The organism is Streptomyces sp. NPDC004539 (genome assembly GCF_040610055.1).
GTDB lineage: Bacteria > Actinomycetota > Actinomycetes > Streptomycetales > Streptomycetaceae > Streptomyces.
In genome coordinates this window covers 122,753-137,270 of sequence record NZ_JBEXLS010000006.1, presented here as the reverse complement: position 1 = coordinate 137,270, position 14,518 = coordinate 122,753, and the positions used below count along the sequence as shown (strand labels likewise).

Annotated in this window: 14 protein-coding genes; 5 read left to right on the top strand and 9 right to left on the bottom strand. The window is 72.4% G+C overall.

Translation table 11 applies throughout. The features are described 5' to 3' along the window. The first annotated feature begins 175 nt into the window (after positions 1-175). From ABZX85_RS14755 to ABZX85_RS14740, 4 genes are read left to right on the top strand one after another with little or no spacing between them, the layout of a single operon-like run. On the top strand, positions 176-1,210 hold the full coding sequence (locus ABZX85_RS14755; RefSeq protein ID WP_355867049.1) for a methyltransferase: 1,035 nt from the start codon (positions 176-178) through the stop codon (positions 1,208-1,210). Further along, entirely contained in the window at positions 1,207-2,940 is a 1,734-nt protein-coding gene (locus tag ABZX85_RS14750; protein WP_355867046.1) for an acetyl-CoA carboxylase carboxyltransferase subunit alpha/beta, read from the top strand. Before ABZX85_RS14755 ends, ABZX85_RS14750 begins: the two co-directional genes overlap by 4 nt. Beyond that, positions 2,937-3,425, top strand: a complete 489-nt coding sequence (locus ABZX85_RS14745; RefSeq protein ID WP_355867043.1) for a biotin/lipoyl-containing protein — start codon at positions 2,937-2,939, stop codon at positions 3,423-3,425. The genes ABZX85_RS14750 and ABZX85_RS14745 overlap by 4 nt, the downstream gene beginning before the upstream one ends. 3 nt (positions 3,426-3,428) lie before the next feature. Next, entirely contained in the window at positions 3,429-4,799 is a 1,371-nt protein-coding gene (locus tag ABZX85_RS14740; protein WP_355867040.1) for a biotin carboxylase N-terminal domain-containing protein, read from the top strand. A 133-nt stretch (positions 4,800-4,932) separates the two neighbouring features. Here ABZX85_RS14740 and ABZX85_RS14735 read toward each other — a convergent pair whose 3' ends face one another. After that, entirely contained in the window at positions 4,933-7,176 is a 2,244-nt protein-coding gene (locus ABZX85_RS14735; protein ID WP_355867038.1) for an MMPL family transporter, read from the bottom strand. Positions 7,177-7,554: 378 nt separating this feature from the next. Here ABZX85_RS14735 and ABZX85_RS14730 point away from each other — a divergent pair, with 378 nt between their 5' ends. After that, a complete protein-coding gene (locus ABZX85_RS14730) occupies positions 7,555-8,250 on the top strand; it encodes a response regulator transcription factor (protein ID WP_355867035.1) in 696 nt (231 codons plus the stop codon). A gap of 78 nt (positions 8,251-8,328) precedes the next feature. Here the strand turns inward: ABZX85_RS14730 and eda are convergent, their stop codons facing one another. The 8 genes from eda to ABZX85_RS14690 form a co-directional block, all read right to left on the bottom strand. Continuing rightward, positions 8,329-8,946: a bifunctional 4-hydroxy-2-oxoglutarate aldolase/2-dehydro-3-deoxy-phosphogluconate aldolase gene (gene eda, locus ABZX85_RS14725; RefSeq protein ID WP_355867032.1), complete on the bottom strand. Its 618-nt coding sequence runs from the start codon at positions 8,944-8,946 to the stop codon at positions 8,329-8,331. After that, positions 8,946-10,127, bottom strand: coding sequence for an alanine racemase (locus tag ABZX85_RS14720; RefSeq protein WP_355867029.1), 1,182 nt, complete (start codon positions 10,125-10,127; stop codon positions 8,946-8,948). The genes eda and ABZX85_RS14720 overlap by 1 nt, the downstream gene beginning before the upstream one ends. Beyond that, complete coding sequence (locus tag ABZX85_RS14715) at positions 10,127-10,534, bottom strand: RidA family protein (RefSeq protein WP_355867026.1); 408 nt, start codon at positions 10,532-10,534, stop codon at positions 10,127-10,129. The genes ABZX85_RS14720 and ABZX85_RS14715 overlap by 1 nt, the downstream gene beginning before the upstream one ends. Before the next feature lie 12 nt (positions 10,535-10,546). Beyond that, positions 10,547-11,521 carry a sugar kinase gene (locus ABZX85_RS14710; RefSeq protein ID WP_355867023.1) on the bottom strand — a complete coding sequence of 325 codons (975 nt, stop codon included), beginning with the start codon at positions 11,519-11,521 and terminating at the stop codon, positions 10,547-10,549. Between the two features lie 77 nt (positions 11,522-11,598). Next, positions 11,599-12,336 (bottom strand): amino acid ABC transporter ATP-binding protein, encoded by a 738-nt coding sequence (locus ABZX85_RS14705; protein ID WP_355867020.1) that lies wholly within the window; start codon positions 12,334-12,336, stop codon positions 11,599-11,601. After that, positions 12,333-12,983 carry an amino acid ABC transporter permease gene (locus ABZX85_RS14700; RefSeq protein WP_355867017.1) on the bottom strand — a complete coding sequence of 217 codons (651 nt, stop codon included), beginning with the start codon at positions 12,981-12,983 and terminating at the stop codon, positions 12,333-12,335. The genes ABZX85_RS14705 and ABZX85_RS14700 overlap by 4 nt, the downstream gene beginning before the upstream one ends. Beyond that, a complete protein-coding gene (locus ABZX85_RS14695; protein WP_355867014.1) occupies positions 12,983-13,693 on the bottom strand; it encodes an amino acid ABC transporter permease in 711 nt (236 codons plus the stop codon). The genes ABZX85_RS14700 and ABZX85_RS14695 overlap by 1 nt, the downstream gene beginning before the upstream one ends. A gap of 14 nt (positions 13,694-13,707) precedes the next feature. Beyond that, positions 13,708-14,493, bottom strand: coding sequence for a transporter substrate-binding domain-containing protein (locus ABZX85_RS14690; RefSeq protein WP_355867011.1), 786 nt, complete (start codon positions 14,491-14,493; stop codon positions 13,708-13,710). Positions 14,494-14,518: the final 25 nt, after the last annotated feature.

Sequence of the window (14,518 nt, the reverse complement as noted above, 5' to 3'; positions counted from 1 at the left end):
GGGAGTTGTGATTCGATCCTCCGGCTCCGTCCTTGAATCGATGTCGAGGGCACCTTGAGGAATCGAGCGGGCGTCGACCGTTCGTTCAAAGATTTCTCGACCGGTTCTTGAGCCTCGGGCCTCAATCATGTGAATTGCGCAGTCCGGGAATTCAAGGTTGCGAACGGAGCAGGCGATGACGATCCAGGAGAAGGACATCACCGATCACGGTGCGATCATCGGCGTGCGGGAACTCGCACTCAGCGCCGCGGGCGCGGCGGCGCTTCGGGCCGCGGTGCGCGTCGGGGTCGCCGAGGCGCTCGGCGACTCGCCGAGGACGCCGGCGCGACTGGCCTCGGCGCTCGGCGTCGACACCGAGATGCTGGGCAGGCTGCTGCGCGCGCTGGCCCAGCACGGGGTCTTCACCGAGACCTCGGGGGCGTACGCGCACACCCCGACGTCCCGGTTGCTCAAGGAGGACGACCCCAACAGCCTCAAGCACTACGTCCTGTGGGTCACCGAGCCGTGGACGTGGGAGCTGTGGCCGCGTCTCGAAGAGGCCGTGCGCAACGGGCGCGGCGGGTTCGAGGAGAAGTACGGCACCGACTTCTTCTCGTACCTGCACAGCATGTGGCCGCAGTCCGCGGAGGTGTTCAACAAGGCGCAGACGGAGCTGAGCCGGCTGGCCACCCACGCGGTCGCCGCCGCGCTCGATCTGCGCGGGGTCGGCACGCTGGCCGACATCGCCGGCGGTCACGGCTACACGCTGGCCACCCTGCTGGAGACGAACCCGGGCCTCAACGGCGTGCTGTTCGACCTGCCGCCCGTCGTCGCCGAGGCCGACAGCCGGCTGCGCGCCGGCGGGGAGCTGTCCTCGCGGGCCCGGATCGTCGGCGGGAACTGCCTCGACGCGATCCCTGTCGCCGCCGACGTCTACCTGTTCAAGAACATCCTCGAATGGGCCGACGACAAGTCGGTGACCGCGCTGCGGAACGCCGCTCGGGCGGGCGGGAAGGACAGCCGGTTCTTCATCATCACCAACATGATCGACGGCAGTCCGGAGATCAAGTTCACCACCGGGACGGATCTCCTGTTCCTGCTGAACTCCGACGGCAGGAAGCACACGGCCGAGACGATCACGGCGGTCGTCCACCGGGCGGGCCTGCGCGTGGTGCACCGGCGGCCCGTCAACTCGTACCTGCACCTCCTCGAAGCGGCGCCCTCGACATGAGCGGCCTCCAGGAACTGGACACGAGCCCGGTACCGGACTGGGTGCGGTGCGACGGCTGCGGGACGCTCGTCTACGGCAAGCGGTGGCTGCGCACCCTCCGCTGCTGCCCGGAGTGCGGGCACCACGGCCCCCTCACCGCGGGGGAACGGCTGCGGCTGCTGCTGGACCCGGGGTCGCTGCGGCTCCTGCCGTTCTCGGTGGCGGAGGCCGATCCGCTGGGTTTCACGGACAGCAGGCCCTACCCCCGCCGGCTGTCCGAGGCCCGTGCCAGGACCGGGCTGCCCGAGGCGGTGCTGGGCGCCGTCGGGGAGATCGAGGGCTGTGCGGTGACGGTCGCGTGCATGGACTTCCGGTTCCTCGGCGGGAGCCTCGGTTCGGTCGTCGGGGAGATTATCACCCGGGTCGGGGACGTCGCGCTCGCCTCCCGTACTCCGCTGCTGCTGGTCACCGCCTCCGGGGGTGCCCGGATGCAGGAGGGCGCGCTGTCGCTCATGCAGATGGCGAAGACGAGCGCGATGCTCGCCCGGCTGGACGAGGCCGGGCTGCTGACGGTGTCGCTGGTCACCGACCCGACGTTCGGCGGGGTGGCCGCCTCGTTCGCGACCCTGTGCGACGTCACGGTCGCCGAGCCGCGGGCCCGGCTGGGGTTCGCGGGACGGCGGGTCGTCGAGCAGACCATCAAGGAGACCCTGCCGCCGAACTTCCAGACGGCGGAGTTCCTGCTGGAGCGCGGGTTCATCGACTTCATCGCCCCGCGCGACCGGCACCGCGCGGAGCTGGGGAAGCTGCTGCGGGCGGCCGTGCCGCGCCACCCGGAGCCGCGCGGCCACGGGGACGACGGTGACCGGGCCGACGAGGTCGTCGTCCGTGATCCGGCGCGGCTGCGGCAGGACGATCCGCACGGCGTGGTGCGGCGGGCGCGGCGGATCAGCCGGCCCACCACGCTGGACTACGCCGCCCTGCTGCTGGAGGAGTTCCGCGAGCTGGCGGGCGACCGGGTGTCCGGGGACTGCCCGGCGGTCGTCGGCGGTCTCGGGCGGCTCCACGGGCGTTCGGTCGTGCTGATCGGGCATCAGAAGGGGCACGGCCCGGCCGAGTTGGCGCGGCGGAACTTCGGGATGCCGACTCCGGCGGGGTACCGCAAGGCGGCCCGTCTGATGCGGCTGGCCGCGAAGCTGGGCCTGCCGGTGGTCACGCTCATCGACACGCCCGGCGCGTTCCCCGGCAGGCTGGCCGAGGAGCAGGGGCAGGCCGTCGCGATCGCGGAGAACCTCAAGCTGATGGCGGAGCTGCCGGTGCCGGTGGTCGCGGTGGTCACCGGGGAGGGCGGCAGCGGTGGCGCGCTGGCCCTGGGCGTCGCCAACCGGGTCCTGATGTGGGAGGACGCGGTCTACTCGGTGATCAGCCCCGAGGGCTGCGCGGCGATCCTGTGGCAGGACCCGGCGCAGACCGGCCGGGCCGCCGCCGCGCTGCGGCTGCGGTCCCGGGATCTCCTGGAACTCGGCGTGGTGGACGGCGTCCTGCTGGAGCCGCCCGGCGGCGTCGACGCGGACCCCGTGGCCGCCGCGCGCCGGCTCGGGCTCGCGATCAGGTCGAGCCTGGACGATCTGGACGGGCTGCGGGGAGACAAGCTGCGCACCGACCGCCATGCCCGGTTCGCCCGCTACGGCGCCGAGTACGTGCGGTCGGCGCCGGCCGCGGACCTCGTACGGGAACGGGAGGCGTCGTGAGCGCCCTGCGGCCCGGCGCCGAGGACGAGGCCGTCGTCGGGGGCGTGGACACCGGTCTGCTGGAGCGGGTGCGGGACGCCGTCGTCGTCCTGCTCGCGGGGCTGCCGGGGACTCCGGCGCGGCTGCGGGTGCGGGTGTGGGACGTCGAGATGGAGCTGGACTGGGCCGTGCCGGTGCCGGGCGGTCCGTCCGGTGCCGGTGCGGGACCGGCGGCGGCTCCCGAAGCGGTGCGCCCGCCCGCCGGTGCCGGGGTCACGTCGTCCAGCGTCGGCACGTTCTACCGCCGTCCCGAGCCGGGGGCCGAGCCGTTCGTGCGGGTCGGGGACCGGGTGAGGGCGGGTCAGCAGCTGGCGATCGTCGAGGTGATGAAGCTGATGATCCCGGTCGAGGCGGACCGGGACGGGGTGGTCACCGAGGTGCTGGCCGAGGACGGGCAGTCCGTCGAGTACGGGCAGCTCCTGTTCGCGCTGGGGCCGGTGGGCTGAGCCGTGTTCGACACGATCCTCATCGCCAACCGGGGCGAGATCGCGCTGCGGGAGATCCGGGCCTGCAAGGAGCTGGGCATCCGCAGCGTCCTCGCGCACTCCTCCCGCGACGCGGACAGCCTGCCGGCGCGGCTCGCCGACGAGACGGTGTGCGTCGGGCCGCCGCCGGCCAGGCGCAGCTACCTCAACGCCGCGATGATCCTCCAGGCCGCCCTCGACACGGGCGCGCAGGCCGTCCACCCCGGCTACGGCTTCCTCTCCGAGGACGCCGACTTCGCCGACGCCTGCCGGTCGGCCGGGATCACCCTCATCGGCCCGCCGCCGGAGGTGATGGCCGAACTGGGCAGCAAGGTGAGCGCCCGCGGACTCATGGCGCGCAGCGGGCTCCCGCTGCTGCCGGGCGCCACCGAGCCGCTCGACCTGGCCGCCGCCCGCGGACTCGGGCAGCGGATCGGCTATCCGCTGCTGATCAAGGCGGCGGCGGGAGGCGGCGGCCGGGGCATGGGCGTGGCGTGGGACGCCGGCTCGCTGGCGGAGGTGTTCCGTACGACGCAGGCGACCGCCGCGACGCTGTTCGGTGACGCCCGGGTCTACGCGGAGCGCTATCTGCGCCGCGCCCGGCACGTCGAGGTGCAGATCCTCGCCGACCGGCACGGGAACGTCGTCCACCTCGGGGAGCGGGACTGCTCGATGCAGCGCCGGCACCAGAAGCTCGTCGAGGAGTCGCCGGCGCCGGCGCTGGCGGCGGAGCTCGTCGCGCGTATCCGGGCGGCGGCGGTCACGGGTGCGCGGGCCGCCGGCTACGAGGGGGCGGGGACCTTCGAGTTCCTCGTCGACTGCGACGACGGGGGCGGCGCGGGCGGCTTCTCCTTCATGGAGGTCAACTGCCGTATCCAGGTGGAGCATCCGGTGACGGAGATGGTGACCGGGGTCGACCTGGTCGCCGAGCAGATCCGGGTCGCGGCGGGGGAAACGCTGCGGCTGCGCCAGCGGGACGTCGTCCTGAACGGGGTGGCGATCGAGTGCCGGATCAACGCGGAGGACCCGGAGCGCGGTTTCGCCCCGACGCCCGGCACCCTCAGCGAACTGGCCCTCCCTGCGGGCCCGTTCGTCCGGGTCGACACCCACGCGTACCCCGGTTGTCTCATCGCGCCGGAGTACGACTCGATGATCGCGAAGATCATCGCCTGGGCCCCCGACCGGGACACCGCGATCGCCCGTATGCGGCGGGCGCTGGGCGAGACGTCGGTGCGCGGCGACGGCGTCCGCACGACGACCGCCTTCCTCAGGGACCTGGTCGATTCCCCCGCGTTCCGTTCGGCGACGCACACCACGAGCCATCTCGACGCCCTCACCGAGAGGCCGGCCGCCTGACGGACGCCCGGCAGTGCCGCCTTCCGACGGGTTCGGAAGGCGGCACTGTCCATGACGGCCGGACCCGCCGCGCCCCCGACGCGCTGCCCGGGGGAAGCTCGCGGTCGAAGACGCGGCGGGGAGAGGGGCGGCGTCAGGCGCCGCGCTTGTCGGTGACGGGACTACGGCCGTCGGCGCCGTCGGCCTCGTCGGCCCGGGGCAGGGCGTGCAGCCGGGCGCTCGCGGCCGGTGCCTGCGAGGGGCCCTCGACGGAGACGTGGGGCAGGACGCGGTCGACCGCCTTGGGCAGGTACCAGTTCCACTTCCCGAACAGCTGCATGGCCGCCGGGACGAGGATCGTGCGCACCACCAGGGCGTCGAGGAGGATGGCCACGGCCACGCCGAGCCCGAACTCGGCGATGATGCGCATCCCGACGAACACGAAGGCCGTGAACACGCAGATCATGATGATCGCGACGGCCGTGATGATCTGCCCGGTGGCGGCCTGGCCGCGCCGCACGGCGAGGTTGTTGTCGCCGGTGTGCAGCCACTCCTCGTGGATGCGGCTGACGAGGAACACCTCGTAGTCCATGGACAGCCCGAACAGGACGGCCAGCATCATCGGCGGCAGGAACGACTCCACCGGCCCGGCCGGTCCCGCGCCGAGGGCGGAGGAGCCCCAGCCCCACTGGAAGACCGCGACCACGATGCCGAACCCGGCGCCCGCCGAGAGCAGGTTCATCACCGCCGCCGTGAGCGGGATGAGCACGCTGCGGAAGGCGAGCATCAGCAGCAGGCAGCCCAGGACGACGACGATGGTGACGAAGAGCAGCATCTTGCCGCTCAGCGCGGCGGCGAAGTCCTTGTGGACGGCGGTCAGCCCGCCGACGTACACGGTGAGCCCGTCCTTCTCGTGGGCGGGGATCACCCGGTCGCGCAACGTGTCGATGAGGTCGGACGTCCGGACCGACTGCGGGGACCCGGTGGGGATGACCTGCATGGTCCGCACCGTCGCTCCGGGCACGGCCGGCGGGGTCCGGACGGCCGCCACCCCGGGGACGCCCTCGATCTCCTGTCCGAGCCGGGTGAAGTCGCTCGCGGCCTGCGCGGACGGCGTCTTCGCGACGAGTTGCAGGGGGCCGTTGTGTCCGGGGCCGAAGCCGTCGGCGAGGAGGTCGTACGCCTGGCGTGTGGTGGTGTCGGGCGGGTTGTTGCCGGCGTCGGAGGAGCCCAGCCGCATCGAGAAGAACGGGATGACCAGCACCAGCATGACCGCGGTCGCGGCGATCGTCAGCGGCACCGGCCGCTTCTGCACGAACCCCGCCCAGCGGGCCCACCCGGCGGAGACCTGGGCCTCGCTCGGCCCCTCCGCCTGGAGCCGGGCGCGCTGGCGGCGGCTGAGCACCCGCATCCCGAACACTCCGAACAGGGCCGGGAGCAGGGTCACGGCGACGGCCACGGCGAACACCACCATGATCGCCGCCGACAGCCCGATCCCGGACAGGATGCTGAACCCGAGCATCAGCAGCCCCAGCATCGCGACCGCGACCGTGCCGCCGGCGAAGATGACCGCCCGCCCGGAGGTGTTCATGGCCGTCACGGTCGCCTCCTCCGGGCCGAGCCCGGCGCGGATGCCGCCCCGGTAGCGGGCGACGACGAACAGCGCGTAGTCGATGCCGACGCCGAGGCCGATGAACGCGGCGATGATCGGGGCGGTGCTGGGGACGCTCATCACCCGGGTGAGGAGGTCGATCGCGAAGATCGCGCTGCCCAGGGCGAGGACCGCCGCGATGATCGGGATGGCCATGGCCAGGAAGGACCCGAACGCGAACAGCATGATGACCGCCGCGGCCAGGAGGCCGATCAGCTCACTGCTCGACGTCGAGGGCTTGTCGAGTTCGCCGATCGCCGCCCCGCCGAACTCCACCCGCAGGGTGTCGCTGCGCAGCTCCGAGCCCAGGTCCACGACCTTCTGGATGTTGTCGGTGTCCAGACTCTGCTTCTGCTTCGTGAAGGTGACGGTCGCGTAGGCGGTCTCGCCGTCGCGGCTGATCTGCCCCGCCCCGCCGGGGGCGAACGGGCCCGCCACCGCGCCGACTTCGGGCACCTCGGCCACCCGCGCCAGCATCCGGTTCACGTCCGCCTCGACGGCCGGGTCGGTCACCTTGCCGCCGGTCGCGTGCAGCACGATCGTGCTCGCGTCGCCGGAGGTCCGCTCGAACTGCGTCTCCAGCAGTTCCGTGGCCTTGGTCGACTCGGTGCCGGGCAGGGAGTACTCCTCCGAGAAGGAGGCACCACCCGCGGCGCGCATGCCGACCGCCAGGACCGCGAGGAGCAGCAGCCACCCGCCGATGACGATGAACCGGTGCCGGAAGCACCACCGCGCGATCCCGCTCATCGGGCACCGCCCGGGAGCGCGATCTGATGGTTGTCGAAAAGGAGCACAGCTCTGCCTTCGTGACGTAGGTCGGGCTCAGCGGCTCGTCGCGCCGCGCGGTCCGCTCGTCCTTGTCCCACGGACCTTCCCGCAGCTCACAGCCTCTCTCCGGGAGGGTCCCGGCGTCGTCAGGCTGCGACCTGATCCGGATGTCCGGCCAGGGGGGTACGGGCCGCCGGTGTACAGCCCTGGTCGTACACGCGGATGCGACCGTGGTCCGACGGCCGCTCTCCCGCCGGTTGCGGCCGGGTACGGGTCGGCGGCCACGGGCGGGCGTACGGGCTTGTACGGTGGTTGCCTGCAATGCCCCTTACCGACGTCCGCATCCGGAGGCCGGCGATGACGATTCGGGTGGTCGTGGCCGACGACCACATCCTGGTACGGGCCGGTTTCAGCGTGCTCGTGAACGCGGCGGCCGAGATGGAGGTCGTCGCCGAGACCAGCACCGGCCGCGACACCGTGGCGGCGGGGCGCCGGCATCTGCCGGACATCATCCTGATGGACGTGCGGATGCCGGACATGGACGGCATCGAGGCGACCCGGCAGCTCCTCGGCGACCCGGCCACCGAGTCGATCCGGGTCATCATCCTCACGACGTTCGACCTCGACGAGTACGTGTTCTCCGCGCTCAAGGCCGGGGCCAGCGGGTTCCTCCTGAAGGACACCCCGCCCGAGAACCTCCTCGCGGGCATCCGGACCGTCGCGGCGGGCGACGCCCTGCTCGCGCCGAGCGTGACCCGGCGGCTCATCCGTGACTTCGTCAGCCGGCCCTCGCTGGACGCGAGCATCTCGCCCGCCCTGCTCGACCCGCTCACGGACCGCGAGCGGGAGGTTCTCGTGCATGTCGCGGCGGGGCATCCGAACACCGAGATCAGCGCGCGGCTCAACATCAGCGTCGCCACCGTCAAGACGCACGTCAGCCGGCTGTTCAGCAAGCTCCAGGCGCACGACCGGGCGCAGCTCGTCGTGATCGCCTACGAGACCGGCCTCGTCGAGGAGATCCGCCGGCAGCAGGCCGGCCGGCCTCACCTGTAAGGCCGGCCGGTTTGCAAGGCTGCCCGGTTTATAAGGCTGCCGGGTCTATAAGGCCGCCCGGTTGTGAGCCCGCCCGCCTCAGAGTGCCGCCACGAACGCCTTCGCCCGGCGTCCGATCCCGGCCCAGTCCCCGGCGGTGACCGCGCTCGCGGGCACCACGTCGGAGCCCGCGCAGACGGCGTGCGCCCCGGCGGCGAGGAAGTCGGCGGCGTTGGCGGGGTTCACGCCACCGGAGGCGACCAACGGGACGCCGGGATAGGGGCCGTTGAGGTCCTTGAAGTAGCGGGGTCCCAGCGAGTGGGCCGGGAAGATCTTCACCCCGGCCGCGCCCAGGTCGAGCGCCATGGCCACCTCCGTCGGGGTCAACGCCCCCATGACGACCGGCACTTCGGCCTGGGCCGCCACCCTCGCCACCTCCGCCCTGATCCCCGGCGTGACCAGGTAGGCGGCGCCCGCCTCGACGGCCGCCTCCGCCTGGGCGGCCGTCAGCACGGTCCCCGCGCCGATCCGGCAGCCGGGGACGGACGCGGCCCGCCGCAGATGGACGGGGAGTTCGGGGGTCGTGTACGTGAACTCGACCCACTTCACGCCGCCTTGGAGCAGCGCCGCGCTCAGCTCGGCGGCGTCGGGGATCTCGGGGGCCCGGATCACGGCGATCACCCGGTCCTCGGCGAGGCCGGCCAGAAAGTCCCGCATCAGAAGAACGTCCTCACCAGATCGACGACTTGGGGGTCCGGGGCGTGCGCGTCGTCCACCACCGGGATGAGGTTCCACTTGTCGAACGCGGTGCAGGGATGGGAGAGGCCGAGCCGGACGACGTCACCGACACGGACGTCCGCGTCGCGCAGGAACGTGTGCTGGTCGTTGAGCGCGGTCACCCGGGCTCCGGTCAACTCGCCGCCGCCGCGCACGCGTTGGGGTTCGGGCAGGCCCTCGTCGTACGGGAAGTCGCGTTTGCCGCCGTCGAGGAGCGCCAGGGACGGTTCGGGGCGGGAGATCACCCGGGCCCAGCCGTGCATCGCGCTGCGCAGCGGGAGGGGGGAGACGGTCCGGTAGTAGCCGTCGTCGTGGATCAGGTAGGCGCCCGAGCGCAGCAGGACACGGGTCCCGGAGTCGCGGACGGGGGCCAACTCCCGTACGACGGTGTCGAAGTGGGCGCTGCCGCCGGCGGTGACGATGGCGTCGGGGACCTCCAGCAGTCCGTCGGCGCGGAGGCGGTCGTGCAGGACGACCATGGTGCGCAGGTAGGTCTCGATGGCGTGGGTGGACTTCAGGGCGCCCTCGTAGCCGCTGACGCCGGCCAGGCGCAGGCGCGGGGCGGCGCAGACCGCGCGGGCGACGGCGAGGGCCTCGTCGAGGGTGCGGGCTCCGGTGCGGCCGTCCTGGGCGCCGAGTTCGACGCACACGTCGAGGGGGCGGGAGCCTGGGTACGCCTCGCGCAGGAGGTCGACGGTGCGGACGGAGTCGGCCCAGCAGGTGAAGGAGAAGGCGGGGGCGGCGTCGAGTTCGGCGGCGAGCCAGCGCAGTCCGGCGGGGTCGAGGAGGGCGTTGGCGAGGTGGACGCGGTCGACCCCGAAGGCACGGGCGACGCGGAGCTGGGCGAGGGTGGCGAGGGTGATCCCCCGTGCTCCGGCGTCGAGTTGGCGCTGCCACAGGGCCGGGGCCATGGTGGTCTTGCCGTGCGGGGCGAGGTCGACGCCGGCCGCCGTGCACCAGTCGGCCATGGTGCGCAGGTTGTGTTCCAGGGCGGCGGCGTCGAGGGTGAGGAGCGGGGTGCCGAGGTCTTCCAGGGCCGGCCGGTCCGCGAGGAACTCGGCGGCCGTCTTTCCCCAGGCCCGGTCGGGGACGGCCTTGAACCGCCAGTCGAGGATCTCCATCAGCCGACGACCGCCTGCGCGTCGATCTCCACGAGCATGACCTCGTGCGGCAGTTCGACGAACACGGTCGTCCGGCACGGCTTGGGCTCGCCCTCGGGGACGTGTTCGGCGATGAACTCGGCGTACACCTCGTTCATCGCGGCGAAGTCGGCGCGGGTGGTGAGGTAGACGCGGAACATGACGACGTCCCCGACGCGGGCGCCGCCCGCTTCGAGGATCGCGCGGACGTTTTCGAGGGTGCGGCGGGTCTGTGCCTTGACGTCGCCCTCGTGGAGGTAGGCGCCGGTGGCGGGGTCCTGGGGACCCTGGCCGGACACCTGGAGGATGGGGCCCTTGCGGACGCCCTGGGAGAAGGCCCAGGCGGGGGCGGGGGCACCTGTGGTGCGGATCGCTTCGTGGCGGCTCATCTTCGGGTGCTCCTAGAGGGTCAGCGCGGACCAGGCCGCGTCGTCGAGGGAGAGGTGGTCGTCGAGGGTGGTGCGGGTGAGGGGCGGGGGGACGTCGGCGCGGGTCGCGAGGGTCGCGGCGGCGACGAGGTGGCCGAGGCGCAGGGAGTCCTCGGGGGTGCGGGATTCGAGGAGGGCGGCGAGGTATCCGGCGGCGAAGGCGTCTCCGGCGCCGACGTGTTCGACGACGCGGGCGGCGGGGGCGGGGACGAAGGCGGTCGCCTCTTGAGGGTCGTGCGCGTGCCGGGTTCCGTAGACCGTCGCGCCGTGGCTCGCGTCCTTCACCACCAGGGTGGGGGCGGGGATGAGGGCGCGGATCTGGGCCGGGGTGCGGGTGCCCCAGAGGGTCTCCGCCTCGTCGCGGCCGACGAAGACGAGGTCGGCGGCGCGGGCGAGGGTGAGGAGGGCGGGGGCGGCGTCGGCGGTCCAGAGGGCGGGGCGGTGGTTGACGTCGAAGGAGATGAGGGGGCCGGGGACGGTGCGGTGGACGATCAGGTCGGTGAGGAGGTCGGCGCAGGGGGCGGAGAGGGCGGCGGTGATGCCGGTGAGGTGCAGGACGCGGGCCGCGCGCAGGAGGGGGTGGGCCGTGAGGGCGGGGGTCATGGCGGTGGCCGCCGAGTCGCGGCGGTAGTAGTAGGTGCCGGTGCCCTCGGGGCCCGGGTCCTTGAAGTAGACGCCGGTGGGGCGGTGGGGGTCGGTCTCGGCGGCGGTGACGTCGACGCCGCGTGCGGTCAGGTCGTCGAGGACGCGCCGGCCGAGGGGGTCGTCGCCGACGCGGCCGAGCCAGGCGGCGCGGTGGCCGAGGGCGGCGAGCGCGCAGGCGACGTTGGACTCGGCGCCGCCGACGGTGAGGGCGAGGTGGGTCTGGCGGGCGAGGGGGCCGGTGTCCGGGGGGCTGAGGACGGCCATGGTCTCGCCGACGCACACGACTTCTGGGGGGAGGTGCACGGGGAGGTCCTTCTGCGGGTGCCGGTCGGTCGCGTGTCGGGGACGCGGTTCGGTCGCGTCTCCGGTACGCGGTGCGGTCACGTGTCCAGTACGCGGTGCAGGAACTGCTGGGTGCGCGGCTGTGCCGGGTTCGCGAACACCTCCTGGGGCACCCCCTGTTCGAGGACGACACCGCCGTCCATGAAGACGACCCGGTCCGCGGTGTCCTTCGCGAACCGCATCTCGTGCGTGACGACGACCATCGTCATGCCGTCCTCGGCGAGGGCGCGCATGACACCCGTGACCTCGCCGACGAGTTCCGGGTCGAGCGCGGACGTCGGCTCGTCGAAGAACATGACCGCCGGGTCCATGGCGAGCGCGCGGGCGATGGCGACGCGCTGCTGCTGGCCCCCGGAGAGCTGGGCGGGATAGCTGTCCGCCTTGTCGGCGAGTCCGACGCGGGCGAGGGCGGCCCGGCCGCGTTCCTCGGCGTCGGCCTTCCCCAGCCCCCGCACCTTCAGCAGGGCCAGCGTGACGTTGCCGAGGGCGGTCTTGTGGGGGAACAGGTTGAACTGCTGGAACACCATCCCGACGTGCCCGAAGATCTCGTGGGCGCGCCCCCGGTCGTGCAGCGGCACGCCGTTGACCCACACCTCCCCCGCGTCCGCGCGCTCCAGGTCGCACATGATGCGCAGCAGGGTGGACTTGCCGGAGCCGCTGGCCCCGATGAGGACGACGACCTCCCCCTGGTCGACATCGATGTCGACGCCCTTGAGGACGTCCAGGTCACCGAAGCGCTTGCGCACGCCGGTCAGCGAGATCCGCGAGGTGGTCATGCGGTGACAGCCTTTCGCTCCATGCGCCGCACGAGCAGCGACAGCGGGTAGCAGACGACGAAGTAGAGGGCGGCGACGGCGATGTACGAGGTGGCGGGGTCACCGGCGCGGTCGATGACGGCCTGTCCCTGGCGCAGCAGTTCGACGTAGCCGATGACGACGGCGATGGAGGTGTCCTTGATGAGGGACAGGTACTGCCCGACGAGCGGCGGCAGGACGATCGTGCGGGTCTGGGGCAGGATGACGCCGACGAACGTCCGCGCCCTGCCGAGCCCGAGGACCCTGGCCGCCTCCCACTGGCCGCGCGGTACCGCCTCGATGCCGGCGCGGAAGATCTCGGCGATGTAGGCGCCCTGGTAGAGGGTGAGGGCGACGAGGGCCGCGCCGAAGACGGTGAGTCCCATCGGGGCGAGGTAGGCGATGCCGAAGTACAGGAACAGCATCTGGATGAGCAGCGGCGTCCCCCGGAACACCTCCAGGTAGACGCGTCCGAGCTGGGCCAGCACCGGGACGCGGCTGGTGCGGACGGCGGCGACGAGCAGTCCGAGGAGGGTGCTGGTGGCGATCGCGGCGAGGGAGAGCAGGACGGTGGAGCGGAGTCCGTCGAGGTACAGCTCGCGGTTGGACCACAGGAGCGAGAAGTCCATCACGCCTCCTTCGGCAGCAGTCGCCGCAGGGCCCGGCGTTTCGGGGCGGGCCGCAGCGGGGGCCGGAACGCGACCCGGCCGACGAGCCCGGCGGCCAGGACGACCGCGTTGGTGAGCAGCAGGTAGAGGACGGCCGCGATGCCGAAGACCTGGACGGTCAGCAGCGTGCGGGAGTTGATGACCATGGCGGTGCCGGTGAGTTCGGGCACGGAGATCGCCGACAGCAGCGAGGAGCCCAGGATGATCTGGACGAGCTGGTTGACGACGGCCGGGTAGACGTTGCGCAGGGCCTGCGGCAGGACGACGTGCGCGAAGGTGCGTACGGGGCTCAGCGCGAGCACCCGCGCGGCTTCGCGCTGGCCGTCGGGCACGGCGTCGATGCCGGCCCGGAAGATCTCGGTGAGGTAGGCGCCGACGTTGACGCCGAGGGCGAGGACGCCGGCCTGGACGGGGCTGAGCCTGAGGCCCGCCGAGGGCAGGACGAAGTAGGCGACGAACATCTGGAGCAGCACGGGCGTGTTGCGGACGACCTCGACGTACACGGCGGCGGGCAGGCGCAGGGCGAGGTGCCGGGAGCGGCGGGCGAGGGCGCCGAGCAGGCCGAGGGCGAAGGCCAGCGCGAACGCCTCCAGGGACAGCTTGAGGGACAGCCATCCGGCGTCGAGGTAGGTGTGCCAGTCGCGGAGGGCGTAGCTCCAGTCGACGAACATGGTGAACCCCCTTGTCAGTAGGCCGGGTTGAGCGGGAAGACCCGCTCGACGCCGAACCACTTCTTGTAGAGGGCGGCGGATTCGCCGGAGGTGTTGAACTCCCGCAGCCAGGTGTCGACCCACTGGGTCCAGGTGGCGTCGCCGAGGGGGAGGCCGATGCCGTTGTATTCGAGGGGGACGACGGAGTCCTTGGTGACGGTCAGCGAAGGGTCCTGCTTCGCCTGGAAGTTGAGGAAGTTGGAGTCCTCGACCATCGCGTCGGCCTGGCCCTGCTTGACGGCGAGGACGGCGGAGGAGGAGCTGTCGTACTCCTGGATCTTCGCCTTCGGGTTGGCGGCCTTGACCGCGTCCCCGTTGGTGGAGCCCTTCGTGACGGCGACGGTCTTGCCGGAGAGGTCGCCCAGGGTCGCGATGCCGCTGGACTTCTTCACGAGGAGGACCTCGCCCGCGACGATGTACGGGTCGCTGAAGGAGACCTGCTTGGCGCGTTCGGGCGTGGTCGTGAAGTTGCAGACGACCGCGTCGACCTTGCCGGTCTGGAGGTTGGGGATGCGGTTGGCGGACGTGGTGTCGACGATGTGGACCTTGACGCCGAGGGACTTCGCCATCGCGGTGGCGACGTCGACGTCGTACCCCTGGGGCTTGTTGTCCTTGTCGAGGGAGCCGAACGGGGGGAAGGTCAGGCAGCTCGCGATGTTGAGGGTGCCGCGCCGGACGACGTCCTGGAGGGTCGAGGACTGTCCGCCGCGGCCGGCGGCGCTGACGGAGGTGCAGGCGGTGAGGGATGCGAGAGCGGTCACACCGATACAAATCGGAAGCAGACGG

Bases quoted from the DNA above. Each gene is read 5' to 3' on its own strand.
- ABZX85_RS14755 (WP_355867049.1), top strand. From the start codon at position 176: ATGACGATCCAGGAGAAGGACATCACCGATCACGGTGCGATCATCGGC.
- ABZX85_RS14750 (WP_355867046.1), top strand. From the start codon at position 1,207: ATGAGCGGCCTCCAGGAACTGGACACGAGCCCGGTACCGGACTGGGTG.
- ABZX85_RS14735 (WP_355867038.1), bottom strand. From the start codon at position 7,176: ATGAGCGGGATCGCGCGGTGGTGCTTCCGGCACCGGTTCATCGTCATC.
- ABZX85_RS14730 (WP_355867035.1), top strand. From the start codon at position 7,555: ATGACGATTCGGGTGGTCGTGGCCGACGACCACATCCTGGTACGGGCC.
- eda (WP_355867032.1), bottom strand. From the start codon at position 8,946: ATGCGGGACTTTCTGGCCGGCCTCGCCGAGGACCGGGTGATCGCCGTG.
- ABZX85_RS14720 (WP_355867029.1), bottom strand. From the start codon at position 10,127: ATGGAGATCCTCGACTGGCGGTTCAAGGCCGTCCCCGACCGGGCCTGG.
- ABZX85_RS14715 (WP_355867026.1), bottom strand. From the start codon at position 10,534: ATGAGCCGCCACGAAGCGATCCGCACCACAGGTGCCCCCGCCCCCGCC.
- ABZX85_RS14705 (WP_355867020.1), bottom strand. From the start codon at position 12,336: ATGACCACCTCGCGGATCTCGCTGACCGGCGTGCGCAAGCGCTTCGGT.
- ABZX85_RS14700 (WP_355867017.1), bottom strand. From the start codon at position 12,983: ATGGACTTCTCGCTCCTGTGGTCCAACCGCGAGCTGTACCTCGACGGA.
- ABZX85_RS14695 (WP_355867014.1), bottom strand. From the start codon at position 13,693: ATGTTCGTCGACTGGAGCTACGCCCTCCGCGACTGGCACACCTACCTC.